Origin of the sequence: Shewanella aestuarii (assembly GCF_014647215.1) — a bacterium.
GTDB lineage: Bacteria > Pseudomonadota > Gammaproteobacteria > Enterobacterales > Shewanellaceae > Shewanella > Shewanella aestuarii.
Genome location: NZ_BMOT01000008.1, coordinates 72665 through 88310, shown reverse-complemented (window position 1 = coordinate 88310; position 15646 = coordinate 72665). Strand labels below are relative to the sequence as shown.

Sequence of the window (15646 nt, the reverse complement as noted above, 5' to 3'; positions counted from 1 at the left end):
CCGTTTAGCGCTGACTACAACCGATAAGTCGCCGCTTTGGCTTGATACTCTTGGGTAATTTGCTTCATCTCATTGACCCCAATGGCCAATTTGGCAATTTGTTCTGACAACAGAGTAACGGTATTAATATTGTCATTCATTTCACTGCCAATGTGATTCAATTGTGTACCTTGTTGCTCGGTTTCATTAGCGACATTACGACTTAGGCTGGCCACTTGTTCGATTTGGCTAGCACGTTCCGCCAACCCTGCTGCTATGGTATTGGTATGTTCAACATTTTTCGTCGTGCGCTGCTTTCCCTGATCCATCGAATCAACGGTTTTTAACATACTTTGATTTAAGCGACTCAGTACCTTCTCAATTTCATCAGTTGACTGGCTAGTACGTTGCGCTAAAGCACGAACTTCATCGGCTACAACAGCAAAACCTCTACCACTTTCACCGGCCCTTGCCGCTTCAATGGCAGCATTCAATGCCAGCAAGTTGGTTTGCTCTGAAATACTCCGTATCGCCTGTAAAAGTGTCGTGATAGCTGACACGTCTTTAGTTAAGTCCGTCAATGCCGTTGTGACTTCAGTCGTATTGGTTTCCAAAAGTTGCATATCTTTCATGATCGATAAGGCACTTTGCCTGTCTTGCATGCTCGATGAGGCCGCAGACTGTGCTTGCTGGGCAGATTGCTGGCTGTTTTCAGTGACCTGCTGAAAATATTGGATCACGTTCTGGGCTGTTTGCGATATTGATTGCGCTTGGTGCTGTTGGTGCGTCATCGCTTCTTGGGTATGATCGCTAAGCATTAATAGCTGATTTGAAGTACTGCCCATTTTGGTCGCGATATCGCGATAATCACTGAATAGCTGACTTAACTCTTCCAACATTAAGTTGAATGCCCCTTCGGCCTGGGTGTCGGCAGGAGACAATCTAATCGATAAATCTTTATTTGCCGATATATGCTGAATGGCATTAGCGATACGTAAGTTTGCCGATGAGTCAGCCCGCATAAAAAGTGACATTTGGATAAGAATTAAGGTTTCAGCGGTCGCAAATAAGGCATGAACCAACATAATGCCCCATGAACACTCGCCAGCAAAAATCATAATGGGTGTGCCGAATAAGCTGCCACCAGATAGTTGTATATAGGTGAACAACACATGATGCACAGCAACGGTTAATAGCGAGGCTAACAAAGGTTGCCACCGTTGATAAATCAATAAAATACCCATAGTTGCAAATATGTGGAAATGCATTTCAATCATGCCCATTTGGCTTTGCACTAAGATTGCCGATACCGTCATCATCAGCACTGCAGCAACAATACCAAACAGGGGCGAACCTTTTAACACGCTATAACTCGCCTGCGTAAGTAAGGCAATTGCCACAGCTGAAACCAGTGCAAAAGTCAGCATTTGTGCGCCAAATAGCCCGCTAACAATTAACAACGGCACTTGAAGCAATAACAGTCGATAAATATAGGCATCTTTCTTTAACAGTAAATTGGTTGCTTGTTTATCAGTCATTATTATTACCTTAGCTCGATTCTATGTCGTATTTTAATTCGGCCAACATTTTGTCTGTCGACAGTTGTTTTGCTGTGTATATACGGGCAACAACGCCATTTGGCTTAATTAAATATAGATTGCCTACATGATTATTTGTAGGCGAGTGTGATTGAATATTTTCAGATAAACGACCTGACAAGCTTAAAAGGTCTGGTTCTTGTAGCGCAGCACTTTTAAATCTTGGCGAACGTTCATCAATCATTTGTTGTCGAATCGCAAAAGTGTCGTTTTCAGGATCGATAGTAATAAACATAAACGCGATATCTATGTTACTTAAATCATTGTCTTTTGTGATGGCAGTTTCAAGTTGATACAACTGCTGAATCCGTATCGGACAAATTTCTGAACAGGATAAAAAGCCAGCAAATAAATAGGTGTATTGTGCCTTTTGAGTAGGAAAACTGTGTACATTCTCGGCTACATCTTGCCATTCAAATGAAAGCGGCATTAACCTTTCACCATTGATGCCATACTGAGGGTTGCCGTCTCGCCCAGCTATTTGCTGTGAAATCACCATCAATAGAGGCACTAACAATACTGTAGTGATTATGAATCCTACAGCCCACAACATTTGCCTTTTTTGCATTGAGATCACCAGTTCTTGTAAATGATATTTATTCTGTCTAATACAAAAATGCCTACCTTGGATTATAGTCCAAAGTAGGCATTAACCATTTTTAAAGTCGTCGTTGACAAAATGGCTTCATTCTACAGAATAAAAAATTGCAGAATTTCATTGCCAAATAACATTTTTTTACTTTAAATCAAAAAATTAGCCAGTTATAGGCGGTAATTTATTCGCAAAAAAAGTTGTGTTTCCAAAATCATTTTTTGGCAGAAATTAGCCCCCAAAGGGTAACTAAAGCAAAATACTCTCTATCAATCCGAATGTGAAAGCCTTCACTAATCTAGTTGGTTCAAGGCTTGTTTAGCATTCGCCATCGCTGTCGCTGCATTCTCCGGCCCCATATTTAATCCTTCTGCATAAACCACTTCGACATCTTTGATACCAATAAAACTGAGTAAGGTTGTTAAATATGGCACTAAATGATCGCTACCCGCATCTTTATGCATACCACCACGAGAAGTCACAATAACGGCTTTTTTGCCGCTTAATAATCCTTGAGGCCCTGTATCGGTATAAGTGAAAGTCACGCCCGCACGTGCAATAAAATCAATCCAAGCTTTTAGCTGAGTTGGGATCATAAAATTGTACATAGGCGCGGCGAGCACTATGGTGTCGTTTTGTTTCAGTTCAGCAACAAGTGTGTCTGATAAAGCCAAAGCCGCGGTTTGACGTTCATTTAACGCATCGCCACCACGTAAACCATTGGCTAATTCACCATCGAGTAAAGGAATAGGATCTGCGACTAAATCACGTGTGGTGATCTGCGCACCTTGGTCTTTCCATAACATAGCAAGATCATCTAACAATGCTGATGATTGTGAATGAGAACCTAAAATACTCGATTTCAACATTAATATTTTTTTCATGATTATTCCTTAGCTTAGTAACGTTATCAGCATTGCCCAACCACCTTGAATGGCTGCTCTTTTGACAGGAATACAGTTTAACTACTAATAAATGGAATAATAGCGGAATAAATCGACACGAAGATTCGATTAAATCGAATATTAACTGACGTAATCTTGAGTTGCGGTTATTTAATTTGCACAGGTAAAGACGCGTATAAGCCTTCGAACGTGGCGCATAATAGATCATCGCACCAAAGTTCAACTGACAATTTAGTTTTAACACGTCGCCCCTGTGATAATGCTATCAATGAAGTATCAGGCCATATCACTTTCGCAATAGGTTGAGTGCGAACTGGGGCGTGATATTTTATGTGTGCATCGGCTAAAACAATATCACCCTCAACTGCCGCGAGCTTTTGTTGCAACCACACCATCCCCCACCCCGTTAATGTCATCAGAGTGTATATGCTGCCAGCAAACATGGTGTTATGCAGGTTAATATTGGGAGATAGCGGTGCTGTGGTTATCAGTTGATCTGAACTCAATAACGCATTCGAGCATGAAGCGTTAATATGGATATCGTGTGTTAATGCAAACGATACCACATTCACCTGCATAAACTGACTTAGAGGAATGGTTTGATGCCAGGTCGCAACCAGTTGTTCAATGAGCGGTTGATGCATTTTCATGGTTAAACCTGCAGGTTAAATGTCACTGGTCCGTCATTAATTAATGACACTTGCATATCAGCCCCAAAACGTCCCGTGTGGGTTTCCACACCAAGTTCGCGACAATAAACCACAAACGCATCGTATAAGGTCTTAGCTTGCTCAGGGGTGGCGGCACCTGAAAAACTAGGGCGCAAGCCTCTACCTGTATCGGCAGCTAAAGTGAACTGTGATACCACCAATAATTTGCCGCCAACTTGCGACACATTGAAGTTCATCTTGCCGTTATCGTCATTAAACACACGGTAGTTAATGATTTTATTGGCTAACTTTTGCATTTTCTCGATGCCATCATCGCGTTCAACCCCAAGAAAAATCAATAATCCTTGATTGATTTCCCCGGTTGTTTCATCCGCGACAACTACTTTTGCTTGTTTAACTCGTTGTATTAAGCCGATCATCTTGACACTAAACCCCTTGAGGATGTTGCATCACAGGTATAGCTTTAATCAGTTTTTCAGTGCCTTCAGGCATAGAGGTTCCGACTTGACGTAAGCCCTCATCAGTCCAAAGTAAGAAGCGACGAATTTCTTCAATGCTCATCACATTGACAAAAGTGGCACTACTTTGCACTTGAATAACGGCACCATTTTCACGAATGAAAAACTTCGCAAAATTTAATTTTTGATTAAGTTGACCTATCATCACCAATAATTCTTTACTTCCTTGAAGCTTCGGATGCACAGCATAAAAGCGATTCGCTAAAATACGGTCAATCCCTTCTGCATTCATGCTAGGTTGTAACACAAACTGATGATCCCCTAATTGAACCGCCACACGAGTAGGCCCAACTTTGGTGACTAAATAGTTGGCTTTTATTAGCGAAACATATAATTGCTCGGTGGCTTGCTCATTCGTCATGGCAGACATATCGACAGTGCTAGGAATGGCATTGTCTGCCGCGGCCTTAGTCTCTGTTCCGGTAGTACTACAAGCTGACAGCACTAACAAACCACTTAGCAGTAATATTTTTTTCATTCTATTTCCTTAACTTATGTTCGCTATACTTTGCATCACACGGGTTAACATCTTAACATCATTTAAGCTGTGATAACCCGATTTAACTTCCTCAACGATAAGATGATTTTGTTGCGATTGCTGTAAAAAGTCATTGAGCAAGTGGGCTGGACACACCCAATCTAACTCCCCTTGAATCAAGTGCGTTTGGGCGGTAATTTTGCCATCAACTTGCTGAAATAAACTAGCCGCTGAAAAGTATTGATGCTGGGCATGATGGTGCTCGATCACAGCCAACTTGATCGCCTCCTCAGATGAATTAGCAACACTGAGTTGATTTGGTGATGCGAGCTTTTGCTCCCATTGATTCCAGGATGATGCCGCTAGCTGCTGGTATTGCTTATCGGCGTTAAAGTGCTGTGAGTATCCAAGCAATATATCTTCAATCGACATACGCTCAGGTATATGGGCACTATGTTTGGCTGCAAGCTGAAAGTCATGGTAATCGTCAGGAAAAAACACTGCCGCACCATTAGGACCATACAACCAATCGCGAGCAGCCTCATTGGCTAAAAACATCCCCCAATAAACCTGTTTATTAACTCTGTGCGGGTAAAGCCCACTGTACAACCACCCTAAGGTGGCACCATATGACCCGCCCACTATTGCCCATTGCTCGATAGCAAAATATTGCCTTACGCGCTCAATATCTTCGATTAATTCAGCTAAGGTATTAGCGGTCATATCATCACCGATTGAACGACCGCAGCCTCTTTGGTCAATAAAAAATACATGTAAATCGAGGTGCTCAAACAATGTCACATCACTTGCGTGACAGCCAGCACCTGGCCCACCATGTAAATACAATACGGGTTTGGCACCGACTCGCCCATATTGTGAAACAGACAAAGCAATATCATCTGCAACCTTTACCATAACATGACGAATAAAAATCAAACTCAATATCCCTGTTCAACCGCCTAGTTATATTTTTGTAGACGAAGAAGAATCCACAATCTCTACTTGATTCATTGGTTTCATTTCATCATTGTCAGGCCCTAAAACATCTTTTGAACGCTGCGATTTTTGCGGCGGCTCATGTCCAGCTTCCATTCTGATTTTATGCAGTAACTCGGTGACATGCTGATCTAAATACTCTGGTAACGAGGCGGTAATGACGGCACCTAACAGCACAATCATCCACGATAAATAGACCCATACAAACAAAATAGGAATAACGGCTAATGCGCCATAGATCGCCTCATAGCTGGGAAATTGTGTCACATAATAAGCAAAACCTTTTTTGCCCGCTTCAAATAGTAAAGCGGCTACAATTGCCCCTAATAGCGCATGCCAAAAGCGCACTTTTCTATTGGGTACAACCATATATAACAATAAAATTGATGCGACCGAGAACATCATAGGCAACCGAGACATAATCCAAGGCAAGATCCCTGACAACTCAGTATCTGATAGTAGCTGCAAGGATAAAACATACGACGATGCCAAAATACTTGCGCCAATTAATACCGGGCCTAACGTTAACACCATCCAGTACATTGAAAACGACACCACGTAGGAACGTTTTTCAGTCACCCGCCAAATGCTATTTAACGCTTTATCGATTGCTGAAATCAGCATGATAGCCACAAAAACCAACGCGACAATACCAACAAACGTGCCCTTAGACGCATTGCTGACAAACTCATTGATATACACTTGAACTGTGTCGCCAGCTGCGGGTAAAAAGTTTTCATAAATGAAGCTTTCAATATGCCCTCTTATCCCTTTAAATACAGGGAAAGCAGACAGCATAGACATAGTAACAGCAACCATTGGCACCAATGACAGCAAGGTGACATAGGTTAAGTGACCTGCACGTATATTAATTTGATCTTCATTAAGTCTTTGCTTTAAATGCAATAAGAATTTCCAAGACCCAATAAAAAAGCCTTTGAGGGATGGCAAAATACGACTAATAGCCATAAAAATCCTTATTCATAAACGATAGGTAAGATATTCATTGTAATCACATTTCAACTTCGTACAATGTTATTACAAATCAAAATATAAACCAAAGGATACTATTTATGTCGCAACAAGGATCGGCTGGCAATGTATTAGCCGCTGTCGCAAGCTTATTTTTTCCAGGTCTTGGACAATTATTACAAGGTCGTATTTTGGCTGCTATCGCTTTCTTTTGTATTGTTGGCGTGGGATATTTCTTTTGGGTATTAATCATTCCGCCGATTATTGGCGCTATTTTCCACTTATGGAGCGTTATCGACGCGGCGAAATTTAAATCTCCCGCTTAACACTTAATTGAGACTTACAAAATGAATGCATTTAAGTTTATTAAAGTTGCCCTTGCTGCAACCCTTGCTATCAGTACATTATCGTTAAGCGGATGCCAAAGTGCCTATTATGGTGCAATGGAGAAAGTGGGTTACCACAAACGCGACATAATGGTTGATCGTGTACAAGATGCCAAAGAATCGCAGGAAGAAGCTCAGCAACAATTTAGCTCTGCTTTAGAAGAAATGCAGGCATTATTGGCATTTGATGGTGGCAATTTAGAAAAAGCCTACAACAAAGCCAAAGATGAATACGAGTCAGCCCAATCGGCGGCCGATGATGTCAGTAATCGCATTAACAAAGTAGAAGATGTAGCTGAAGCACTATTTGAAGAATGGCAGTCTGAAATCGATGAAATTAGCAAAGCCAGCTTACGTCGTAATAGTACCTCGAAGTTAAAAGAAACCCAGCGCTCTTACCAATCTTTAGTTAAAAGCATGCGCCGCGCCGAAGCCAAAATGCCACCTATTTTAACCGCGATGAAAGACAATATGTTGTATTTAAAACATAACCTTAATGCACAGGCTATTGGTGCTATTAAAGGGGAATTCACCAATTTACAAACCGATATTTCTAGCTTAATAAACGAAATGAATAAGTCGATTGCTGAATCAAATAAATTTATTAAATCGATGGAAGCTGGCGCCTAACGTCCGCTGACATAAAAAATTTAACAGCCGTCTTGCCTATAAATGCATGGCGGCTTTTTTGTGCGCAAGGCTAATAGCTAGAATGCGACCAAATACTTGATGCCATTTGCTGCCTATCTAGGGAATTGCAGATAGTTATTCTAATGGTAAGGTTGTACGACTAAAAACAGGTTTCATCACCACTGTTGAACTCACGTAAGATACGTTATCTAAATTACTAATATTGTGTTTTATCAACCGCTCTAAACTGAGTAAATCCCTCACAACCACTTTCAGCAAATAGTCATACTCCCCGGTCACCACCGCACATTCCATAACATTAACTAACTGAGCCATATCTTGCTCAAATTTATCGGCAAATATCACGGAACAATCAGCTAGGCGAACATCAATAAATGCGCTCACATTTAAATCCAGTTTTTGCGGGTCTAATTGCGCATGATATGAGGTGATCACTTTATCCTGCTCAAGTTTTTTGACTCGGCGTAAACAAGGTGTATCTGACATGTTCATTTTGTCCGCGAGATCAGCAATGGAAATACGGCCTTGTTTTTGCAAAATATCGAGTAACTTTAAATCTTTTTTATCCATCATTTAACCTATAGCAGCTTCAACTTACATTACAGAAATGCTCTATCCATACACAAAAAATAAAAATATTTCACATCAATGTGAAAACATAATTAACCCTATATCGGTTTTTTGGAGAAGATATATTCTACCGAGCACCTTATTCAGAAAAATAGCGGATTGCAAATACATGCAATAGTTTATGTTGAATATTTCAGTTGAAAAGTATATTCAGTATTGAAAGCACTGCATTTGAATTGGAGATCAAATGTTATCCATACTGCCATAAGCAAGTAAAAGGACATAAAAAAACCTTCCATACTAGAAGGCTTTTTAATTTGAAATCACTCATTATTAGCGCTTATGCATACCAAGCTGGAATTTTCGCTTCATAATCAGTAATGCTTTGATCAAACGACAACGTCAAGCCTATCGCATCGAGTCCATTGAGTAACTTATGGCGCGCTGACTCAACAAGGCTGAAACTGAACACGGCGCCTGAAGGTGAGATCACCTGCAAAGCTTGCAGATCAACAGTAATTTCCGCGCCTTCTTTAGCCGCCACTTCATCCATTAATTGCTGCACTTGCTCAGCAGATAACTTCACAGGTAACAAACCATTATTGATGGAATTACCATAAAAGATATCTGCAAAGGTTGGTGCAATTATTACCCGTAAACCAAAATCGGCTAATGCCCAAGGAGCATGTTCACGACTCGATCCACAACCAAAGTTTTCTTGCGCTAATAAAATAGATGCGCCTTTATAACGCGACTGATTCAATACAAACTCAGGATTTGGTTGATCGCCTGCATCGTCTAAATAGCGCCAATCATGAAACAAATGCACGCCAAATCCGTCACGGGTCACTTTGGACAAGAACTGTTTTGGAATAATCTGATCGGTATCAATATTGGCGCTATCAATCGTTACCGCTAAACCGGTATGGGCAGTAAATGCTTGCATGTTTATTTCCTTTCTCGGTTTAGTAAGGTTTGCGAATATCAACAAAGTGGCCAGCAATAGCTGCCGCGGCTGCCATTGCTGGGCTCACTAAATGCGTACGACTACCACGGCCTTGTCGACCTTCAAAGTTACGATTGCTGGTTGAAGCACAGCGATCACCTGCTTCTAAGCGGTCATCGTTCATGGCTAAACACATTGAACAGCCTGGTAAACGCCATTCAAAACCTGCCTCAAGGAAGATTTTATCTAAGCCTTCAGCTTCAGCTTGCAACTTAACCTGACCAGAACCCGGTACCACAATTGCGGTAACACCTGCGGCCACTTTGCGGTTTTTAGCATGTGCTGCAGCGGAACGTAAATCTTCAATACGTGAATTGGTACATGAGCCAATAAACACCTTATTGATTGCCACATCGGTCATTTTGGTGCCCGCAGTTAGGCCGATGTACTCCAGCGCTTTAATAATGCTGTTACGCTCAGTGCTGTTGGTTTCGTCATCCGGATTTGGCACAACGCCATCAATAGCCACAACTTGACCAGGGTTAGTTCCCCAGGTTAATTGTGGCGCAATGTCTTTAGCTTCAAGTACCACTTGTGCATCAAACTTAGCGTCTGAATCGGTTTTTAGCTCAGACCAAGCAGCAACAGCTTGCTCCCATGTCGCGCCTTTAGGTGCAAATTCACGCCCTTTTAAATAACTAAAGGTGGTTTCATCTGGCGCAACCATACCGGCTTTAGCGCCCATTTCGATAGCCATATTACACAGTGTCATGCGACCTTCCATTGATAACGCTTCAATGGCATCGCCACAAAACTCAACAACGTAGCCTGTGCCACCGTCCATACCTAGCTTACCAATAATCGCCAATACGATATCTTTCGCCGTTACACCATCCGTCACTTGACCACGCACTTCCACTTTCATGGTTTTGGCTTTTAATTGACGTAAGGTTTGGGTTGCTAACACATGTTCAACTTCAGATGTGCCGATACCAAATGCTAAGGCGCCAAAGGCACCATGAGTGGCGGTGTGTGAGTCGCCACAAACAATCACAGTACCTGGTAAGGTAATGCCTAATTCTGGCCCCATAACATGCACGATCCCTTGGTTAGGATGGTGAATATCATATAAACGCACACCAAACTCTTTACAGTTTTGCGCTAAAGTTTCTACCTGGGTACGGGCCATTGGGCTTAGGGCATCAAGGCTGGCACTTTTGGTAGAGGTGTTGTGATCCATGGTGGCAAAGGTTTTTTCAGGCGCACGCAATTTGCGTCCGGCAACTTTTAAGCCACTGAAAGCCTGAGGAGAGGTCACTTCATGAACCAAGTGACGATCCACATAAATAATCGGCGCTTCAGCCTCTGGAGTTGCAACAATATGGGCATCCCAGACTTTTTCGTATAATGTTTTTGCGCTAGTTTGCGTCATTAGACACCTTCCTTAATGGCATTAGCGATAAAATCACCCATTTGTTTGGTCGATTTTGCTTGACTGCGTTTGTCCGCTGTTAATAGCTCGCCAGTTAAATAGCCTGCAGATAAAGCCTGACTTACCGCACGTTCTATCGCGCTTGCGGCATCTTCTTGCTTTAAGCTATGACGTAACATTAATGCTGCGGATAAAATTTGCGCAACAGGGTTGGCAATCCCTTTTCCTGCGATATCTGGCGCGCTGCCACCCGCAGGCTCAAATAAACCAAATCCGGTGCTATTCATACTTGCTGAAGATAACAAGCCCATTGAGCCAGTTAACATGGCAATTTCATCGGATAAAATATCACCAAATAAGTTTGAACACAGCATTACATCAAACTCATCTGGGCGACGTAATAATTGCATCGTGGCGTTGTCGATATAGATGTGTTCTAAGGTGACATCAGGGAAGTCTTTAGCCACTTCTTCCACCACTTGGCGCCATAAAACCGAACAGGCCAGCACGTTGGCTTTATCGACTGAAGTGACTTTGTTTTTACGTCCTCGAGCAGCTTCAAAGGCAATTCTTGCTATGCGAGTGATCTCACGACGACTGTAGCGCATGGTATCGAATGCTTCTTCGTCATCACCTTCACCTTGGCGTCCCTTTGGTTTACCAAAGTAAATACCACCCGTTAACTCACGCACACACAATACATCGAAACCACGGGCAGAAATATCACTGCGAAGGGGTGACATATGCTCTAAACCATCATGTAATTTGGCTGGGCGTAAATTACAAAACAGCTCAAAGTGACCTCGTAGTGGCAATAGCGCACCACGCTCGGGTTGATCGTTAGGTGGTAAATGCTCCCATTTAGGACCACCAACACTGCCGAATAAAATCGCATCTGCGGCTTCACATCCCTTCAGGGTGGCATCTGGTAATGGACAGCCATGATTATCAATCGCAATGCCGCCTACGTCATATTCGGTGTAGTTAATATCCAGTTTGAAGCGCGTTTCCACTTCTGCGAGCACTTTACGCGCTTCAGCCATCACTTCAGGACCGATACCATCACCCGACAATACTGCTATTTGATAACTCATACGCCACCTAACTCCCTATTTTTATGAATCTGTTGTTTAAAATCAGCCACTTTATCTGCACGATACGTTAAGTTCATTACATGCACTAAGGCTTGCGCTGATGCCTCAACCACATCGGTTGCCAAGCCAACACCATGGAAATTTTGGCCATTATATTTAGCGGTGATATCCACTTGGCCTAATGCATTTTGGCCTTCGCCCTTGGCGCCTAACTTATAACTGGTAATGTTAATATCACGCCCCGTCGCACGGGCAATGGCATTGTATGCGGCATCGACTGGACCATTACCCGTTGCCGCTTCTGTTCTTTGTTCGCCATCAACCACAATACGCACAGTTGCTGTTGCAACCCCTTCAGTGGAATCTGAATGTACCATCATGTGTTGTAATTCGTAGTTATCATCATCCTGTGCTTGTGATTCCATGAAAACTAATGCTTCTAAATCATAATCAAACACTTGGCCTTTTTTATCGGCTAATTTTAAGAACTGATCATATAAGCTATCCATGTCGTAATCAGTGACCAAATAACCCATTTCTTCCATACGATGTTTGATCACATGGCGTCCTGAACGCGAAGTCATATTTAAATTGTTGCGGTTCAAGCCAATGCTTTCTGGCGTCATAATTTCATAGGTATTTTTCGCTTTCAACATACCATCTTGGTGGATGCCCGATGAATGAGAAAATGCGTTAGTCCCCACAATCGCTTTATTGGCTTGAATAGGCATATTACATAACTGGCTAACTAAACTTGAGGTGCGATGAATTTCTTTGGCGTTAATGCCACACTCTAAATCCAACAGCCCTTTGCGGGTTGATAAAATCATCGCAATTTCTTCAAGCGAACAGTTACCGGCACGCTCGCCAATACCATTGATAGTACATTCAACCTGACGAGCACCCATTTCAACGGCGGTAATCGAGTTGGCCACAGATAAACCTAAATCATCATGGCAGTGAACTGAGATCACCGCTTGATCGATATTCGGCACGCGATTAAATAAGGTTTGAATAATTCCACCAAACTCACTTGGAATGGTATAACCGACGGTATCAGGAATGTTGATGGTTCGAGCGCCAGCGGTAATGGCAGCCTCGACCATACGGCATAAATTATCAATCGGTGTGCGACCAGCATCCTCACAAGAAAATTCAACATCATCGGTAAAACGACGAGCATACTTAACCGCATGTACTGCCATAGCCAATACATCATCAAAGCTGCGTTTTAGTTTACTTTCAACATGAATCGTTGAAGTTGAAATAAAGGTATGAATACGGAATTGATCAGCTACCGACAACGCCTGAGCTGCGGCATCAATATCTTTTTCTAACGCTCGAGCTAAAGCACATACACGGCTATTTTTTATCGTTTGCGCAATGGTTTGCACTGACTTGAAATCGCCGGGTGAAGACACAGGAAAACCCACTTCCATCACATCAACACCTAGACGTTCTAATGCGAAGGCGATTTGAAGTTTTTCTTTCACTGTCAAACTGGCGGCTAATGCCTGTTCACCATCTCGTAGCGTGGTATCAAAAATTATTACTCTATCTGACATCGACTTTACTCCATTTTTGCCTTTGCTTTTTGATTCAAACCAGCAATAGCTCAATTTTCAAATGTGTATAAACAAAAAACCCCGCGACATAATGCGCGGGGTTTGTGATGGGTGAGAATCTTAATTCACATGTAACACAAAAGGCTCCGCGCAACAATTGCGAGTGAGGAGAAGGAGGCCTAGTAGTGCATAAATTCTATTCATTATTGTTAAATATCTATTCTATTATTAACAGTGTGTAAATTTCTCTTGGGTTAATAATTACCTTGGCAACGCTTCAGTGTCAACCCCCTTTTTGTCAAGTTGAGTAATATGAATGACCAATGATAATGAATAATGATTGAATGAATATGTCTTCTGTGCTCAAAATTAGACTAAATAGCTACAGTTTATCTGTTTATTTTCTGCATTATTCGTTTCAGAATCGGTATACTCTCGCCAATTAATTCGTTTCCCTCATCGACTAGGTCATCATGTTTTTGCTGCCAGCACTTTCACGCACTCATTGCCTAATGCCTCCCTTAAAAAAGTTATTTTGTATCGCCATATTACTGATGTCAAAAGTCACTTTAGCAATAGCTGCACCAGCTGAATTCTCAATGCAAGATTTTGAAACCAAAACGATTAACCAAAAACTGGACTATATTTCTTGGTTTTCGCCTCAATACCCCAACAGTGCCAAGGCCCTGATTGAAACACTCGAATCAAGCCATCAACACCATCCGTTATCAGACACTTTATATTTAAAATTACAACTTGTTAGCTGTTTCAATGCTATCGATATGGGACAAAATGAGAATGCCGTTGATATTGCTAAAAAAGGGGCTGATAGCACTAAAATAATGCGTATAGATCAAGCCAAGCCGTACTTTTTGGCCTGTGAAGCTAGTGCGTATGATTTTTTAGGTAAATACACTTTATCAAACTTAATCAATGAAGAAGCGATTAAACTCGCCAAGCAATATGATCAGCCTCAGGCTTTGTTATTAGGTTTAGTCACTCGATCTTTACGAGAAAATATAAATAGTAACTATCTACAAGCGTCAGAAAACATAAAGATTGCCAAAGAGCTATACCCTGTAGCAAAACAACAATTACCTTCTTGGTACATGGTTCCTGCACCTTATTTAAAAATGGTCATGAGCAACCTACTCTACTCATCGGGTGATGCAGCAACCGCTCTCGATTACGCCAAGGAAATCCTAAAAGATCCACAAACAAATGGCGCAATTGCAATAGGCACAGCTTTCTATTTGGCAAGAATATCAATCTCATTAGGAGATTTAGCTGCCGCAGAAAAATACTTAAGCCAATCTAAACACATTATCCCTGAAGCAGGAAATAAGCATAATCAAGCAATCTTTAATGCTCAAACGGCTTATATAGAATTACATTTAGGCAACTTAAGCGCCGCTGAAGAGGCCATAAATAAAAGCTTGCTACACTTTGTCGATACTGCTGATGATTTAAAAGTGATGCGAGCTAAACGGACCTTATCTCTGATCTATTTTGCCCAGCATAAAACGGCTGAAGCATTAAGTTTAATGACAGATATTGTTAAGCAAGCCGATGATAGTGAGCAATATTTTGACCTTATAGAGTTTCATCAAATACTTAGCGATTATTATGAGCAACAAAACCAGTTCGAGCAGGCGTTAAAACAACAGCAACTTAAGTTCAACGCCAGCCAAAAAGCGAATGAACAATTATCCAATTCGCGTATTGCTCAAATAAAAGCCAGTAGGGAGCCTATTGAGAACCCTTCAAGTCAAAGAAATGCTGAATTGTTAATGTTTCAAGCGCAAAATGTGGCGTTACTCAGCCTAGGTATTTTCATTTTACTGGCATCATTTGTGGCTTTTATTTACCGAAAACCCCAATCGAATAAAGTATCTGAACACCTTAATGATCCATTACAGTTAGTTGATACCATTTTAACCCAAGCGAAACAAAGCCATTATCCTTTGACATTATTGTTATTAGATACAGATGAAATCCGTCAAGTCGATATTTCGATAGTGCAGGAAGAGGTACAGCAAACGCTACGAGAGCAAGATAAGATTTTACGCGTTGAGGACAATAAAATGGCGATTTTATTGCCTTTTGCCTCTGAAGAAGGTGCTTTGAAAGTGATTCGTCAACTTACGCCGATCATACAGCCTTACTTGTCAGTAAAACTCCATTTCGGCAGCGCGAGTTTACAGCAGTTGGATAATTTACAAACCTTAGTAAAACGCGCAGAATTAAATAAATTAGCTAAGCTTCAAAAACAACATCAAGGCATCAAATAGCC

16 protein-coding genes are annotated in these 15646 nt (G+C 41.6%); 3 read left to right on the top strand and 13 right to left on the bottom strand.

Going from position 1 to position 15646, the window contains the following annotated elements:
• Window positions 1-14 precede the first annotated feature (14 nt).
• The 8 genes from IEY03_RS12615 to IEY03_RS12580 all read right to left on the bottom strand — a co-directional run bounded on the left by IEY03_RS12615 (window position 15) and on the right by IEY03_RS12580 (window position 6706).
• Window positions 15-1517 (bottom strand): methyl-accepting chemotaxis protein, encoded by a 1503-nt coding sequence (locus IEY03_RS12615; RefSeq protein WP_229778319.1) that lies wholly within the window; start codon window positions 1515-1517, stop codon window positions 15-17.
• A 10-nt stretch (window positions 1518-1527) separates the two neighbouring features.
• Window positions 1528-2145: an SCO family protein gene (locus IEY03_RS12610; RefSeq protein ID WP_188842220.1), complete on the bottom strand. Its 618-nt coding sequence runs from the start codon at window positions 2143-2145 to the stop codon at window positions 1528-1530.
• 317 nt (window positions 2146-2462) lie between these two features.
• Window positions 2463-3053, bottom strand: coding sequence for an FMN-dependent NADH-azoreductase (locus IEY03_RS12605; RefSeq protein ID WP_188842218.1), 591 nt, complete (start codon window positions 3051-3053; stop codon window positions 2463-2465).
• Between the two features lie 167 nt (window positions 3054-3220).
• Window positions 3221-3724 (bottom strand): thioesterase domain-containing protein, encoded by a 504-nt coding sequence (locus IEY03_RS12600; RefSeq protein WP_188842216.1) that lies wholly within the window; start codon window positions 3722-3724, stop codon window positions 3221-3223.
• 2 nt (window positions 3725-3726) lie between these two features.
• Window positions 3727-4164, bottom strand: a complete 438-nt coding sequence (gene dtd, locus IEY03_RS12595; protein WP_188842214.1) for a D-aminoacyl-tRNA deacylase — start codon at window positions 4162-4164, stop codon at window positions 3727-3729.
• Window positions 4165-4171: 7 nt separating this feature from the next.
• The gene (locus IEY03_RS12590; protein WP_188842212.1) at window positions 4172-4741 is read right to left on the bottom strand and encodes a hypothetical protein; all 570 of its coding nucleotides are present in this window, start codon (window positions 4739-4741) and stop codon (window positions 4172-4174) included.
• A gap of 9 nt (window positions 4742-4750) precedes the next feature.
• Window positions 4751-5677 (bottom strand): alpha/beta fold hydrolase, encoded by a 927-nt coding sequence (locus tag IEY03_RS12585; protein ID WP_188842209.1) that lies wholly within the window; start codon window positions 5675-5677, stop codon window positions 4751-4753.
• Window positions 5678-5704: 27 nt separating this feature from the next.
• Window positions 5705-6706 carry a virulence factor BrkB family protein gene (locus tag IEY03_RS12580; RefSeq protein ID WP_188842207.1) on the bottom strand — a complete coding sequence of 334 codons (1002 nt, stop codon included), beginning with the start codon at window positions 6704-6706 and terminating at the stop codon, window positions 5705-5707.
• A gap of 104 nt (window positions 6707-6810) precedes the next feature.
• On the opposite strand from IEY03_RS12580, the gene IEY03_RS12575 reads away from it, so the two are divergent.
• Window positions 6811-7035, top strand: a complete 225-nt coding sequence (locus IEY03_RS12575) for a hypothetical protein (RefSeq protein ID WP_188842205.1) — start codon at window positions 6811-6813, stop codon at window positions 7033-7035.
• 21 nt (window positions 7036-7056) lie between these two features.
• The gene (locus IEY03_RS12570; RefSeq protein WP_188842203.1) at window positions 7057-7725 is read left to right on the top strand and encodes a DUF2959 domain-containing protein; all 669 of its coding nucleotides are present in this window, start codon (window positions 7057-7059) and stop codon (window positions 7723-7725) included.
• A 135-nt stretch (window positions 7726-7860) separates the two neighbouring features.
• On the opposite strand, the gene IEY03_RS12565 is transcribed toward IEY03_RS12570, so the two are convergent.
• The 5 genes from IEY03_RS12565 to leuA all read right to left on the bottom strand — a co-directional run bounded on the left by IEY03_RS12565 (window position 7861) and on the right by leuA (window position 13353).
• A complete protein-coding gene (locus IEY03_RS12565) occupies window positions 7861-8316 on the bottom strand; it encodes an Lrp/AsnC family transcriptional regulator (RefSeq protein ID WP_188842201.1) in 456 nt (151 codons plus the stop codon).
• 340 nt (window positions 8317-8656) lie between these two features.
• A complete protein-coding gene (gene leuD / locus IEY03_RS12560; protein ID WP_188842199.1) occupies window positions 8657-9262 on the bottom strand; it encodes a 3-isopropylmalate dehydratase small subunit in 606 nt (201 codons plus the stop codon).
• Between the two features lie 19 nt (window positions 9263-9281).
• Window positions 9282-10694 (bottom strand): 3-isopropylmalate dehydratase large subunit, encoded by a 1413-nt coding sequence (gene leuC, locus IEY03_RS12555; RefSeq protein ID WP_188842197.1) that lies wholly within the window; start codon window positions 10692-10694, stop codon window positions 9282-9284.
• Window positions 10694-11788, bottom strand: a complete 1095-nt coding sequence (leuB, locus tag IEY03_RS12550) for a 3-isopropylmalate dehydrogenase (protein WP_188842195.1) — start codon at window positions 11786-11788, stop codon at window positions 10694-10696. Before leuB ends, leuC begins: the two co-directional genes overlap by 1 nt.
• On the bottom strand, window positions 11785-13353 hold the full coding sequence (gene leuA / locus IEY03_RS12545) for a 2-isopropylmalate synthase (RefSeq protein ID WP_188842193.1): 1569 nt from the start codon (window positions 13351-13353) through the stop codon (window positions 11785-11787). Before leuA ends, leuB begins: the two co-directional genes overlap by 4 nt.
• 473 nt (window positions 13354-13826) lie before the next feature.
• Between leuA and IEY03_RS12540 the strand changes: the two genes are divergently transcribed.
• The gene (locus IEY03_RS12540; RefSeq protein ID WP_188842191.1) at window positions 13827-15644 is read left to right on the top strand and encodes a tetratricopeptide repeat protein; all 1818 of its coding nucleotides are present in this window, start codon (window positions 13827-13829) and stop codon (window positions 15642-15644) included.
• Window positions 15645-15646 lie beyond the last annotated feature (2 nt).

Bases quoted from the DNA above. Each gene is read 5' to 3' on its own strand.
- dtd (WP_188842214.1), bottom strand. From the start codon at position 4,164: ATGATCGGCTTAATACAACGAGTTAAACAAGCAAAAGTAGTTGTCGCG.
- IEY03_RS12600 (WP_188842216.1), bottom strand. From the start codon at position 3,724: ATGAAAATGCATCAACCGCTCATTGAACAACTGGTTGCGACCTGGCAT.
- IEY03_RS12590 (WP_188842212.1), bottom strand. From the start codon at position 4,741: ATGAAAAAAATATTACTGCTAAGTGGTTTGTTAGTGCTGTCAGCTTGT.
- leuC (WP_188842197.1), bottom strand. From the start codon at position 10,694: ATGACGCAAACTAGCGCAAAAACATTATACGAAAAAGTCTGGGATGCC.
- IEY03_RS12540 (WP_188842191.1), top strand. From the start codon at position 13,827: ATGTTTTTGCTGCCAGCACTTTCACGCACTCATTGCCTAATGCCTCCC.
- leuD (WP_188842199.1), bottom strand. From the start codon at position 9,262: ATGCAAGCATTTACTGCCCATACCGGTTTAGCGGTAACGATTGATAGC.
- IEY03_RS12580 (WP_188842207.1), bottom strand. From the start codon at position 6,706: ATGGCTATTAGTCGTATTTTGCCATCCCTCAAAGGCTTTTTTATTGGG.
- IEY03_RS12575 (WP_188842205.1), top strand. From the start codon at position 6,811: ATGTCGCAACAAGGATCGGCTGGCAATGTATTAGCCGCTGTCGCAAGC.
- IEY03_RS12570 (WP_188842203.1), top strand. From the start codon at position 7,057: ATGAATGCATTTAAGTTTATTAAAGTTGCCCTTGCTGCAACCCTTGCT.
- IEY03_RS12605 (WP_188842218.1), bottom strand. From the start codon at position 3,053: ATGAAAAAAATATTAATGTTGAAATCGAGTATTTTAGGTTCTCATTCA.
- leuB (WP_188842195.1), bottom strand. From the start codon at position 11,788: ATGAGTTATCAAATAGCAGTATTGTCGGGTGATGGTATCGGTCCTGAA.
- leuA (WP_188842193.1), bottom strand. From the start codon at position 13,353: ATGTCAGATAGAGTAATAATTTTTGATACCACGCTACGAGATGGTGAA.
- IEY03_RS12610 (WP_188842220.1), bottom strand. From the start codon at position 2,145: ATGCAAAAAAGGCAAATGTTGTGGGCTGTAGGATTCATAATCACTACA.
- IEY03_RS12565 (WP_188842201.1), bottom strand. From the start codon at position 8,316: ATGGATAAAAAAGATTTAAAGTTACTCGATATTTTGCAAAAACAAGGC.
- IEY03_RS12615 (WP_229778319.1), bottom strand. From the start codon at position 1,517: ATGACTGATAAACAAGCAACCAATTTACTGTTAAAGAAAGATGCCTAT.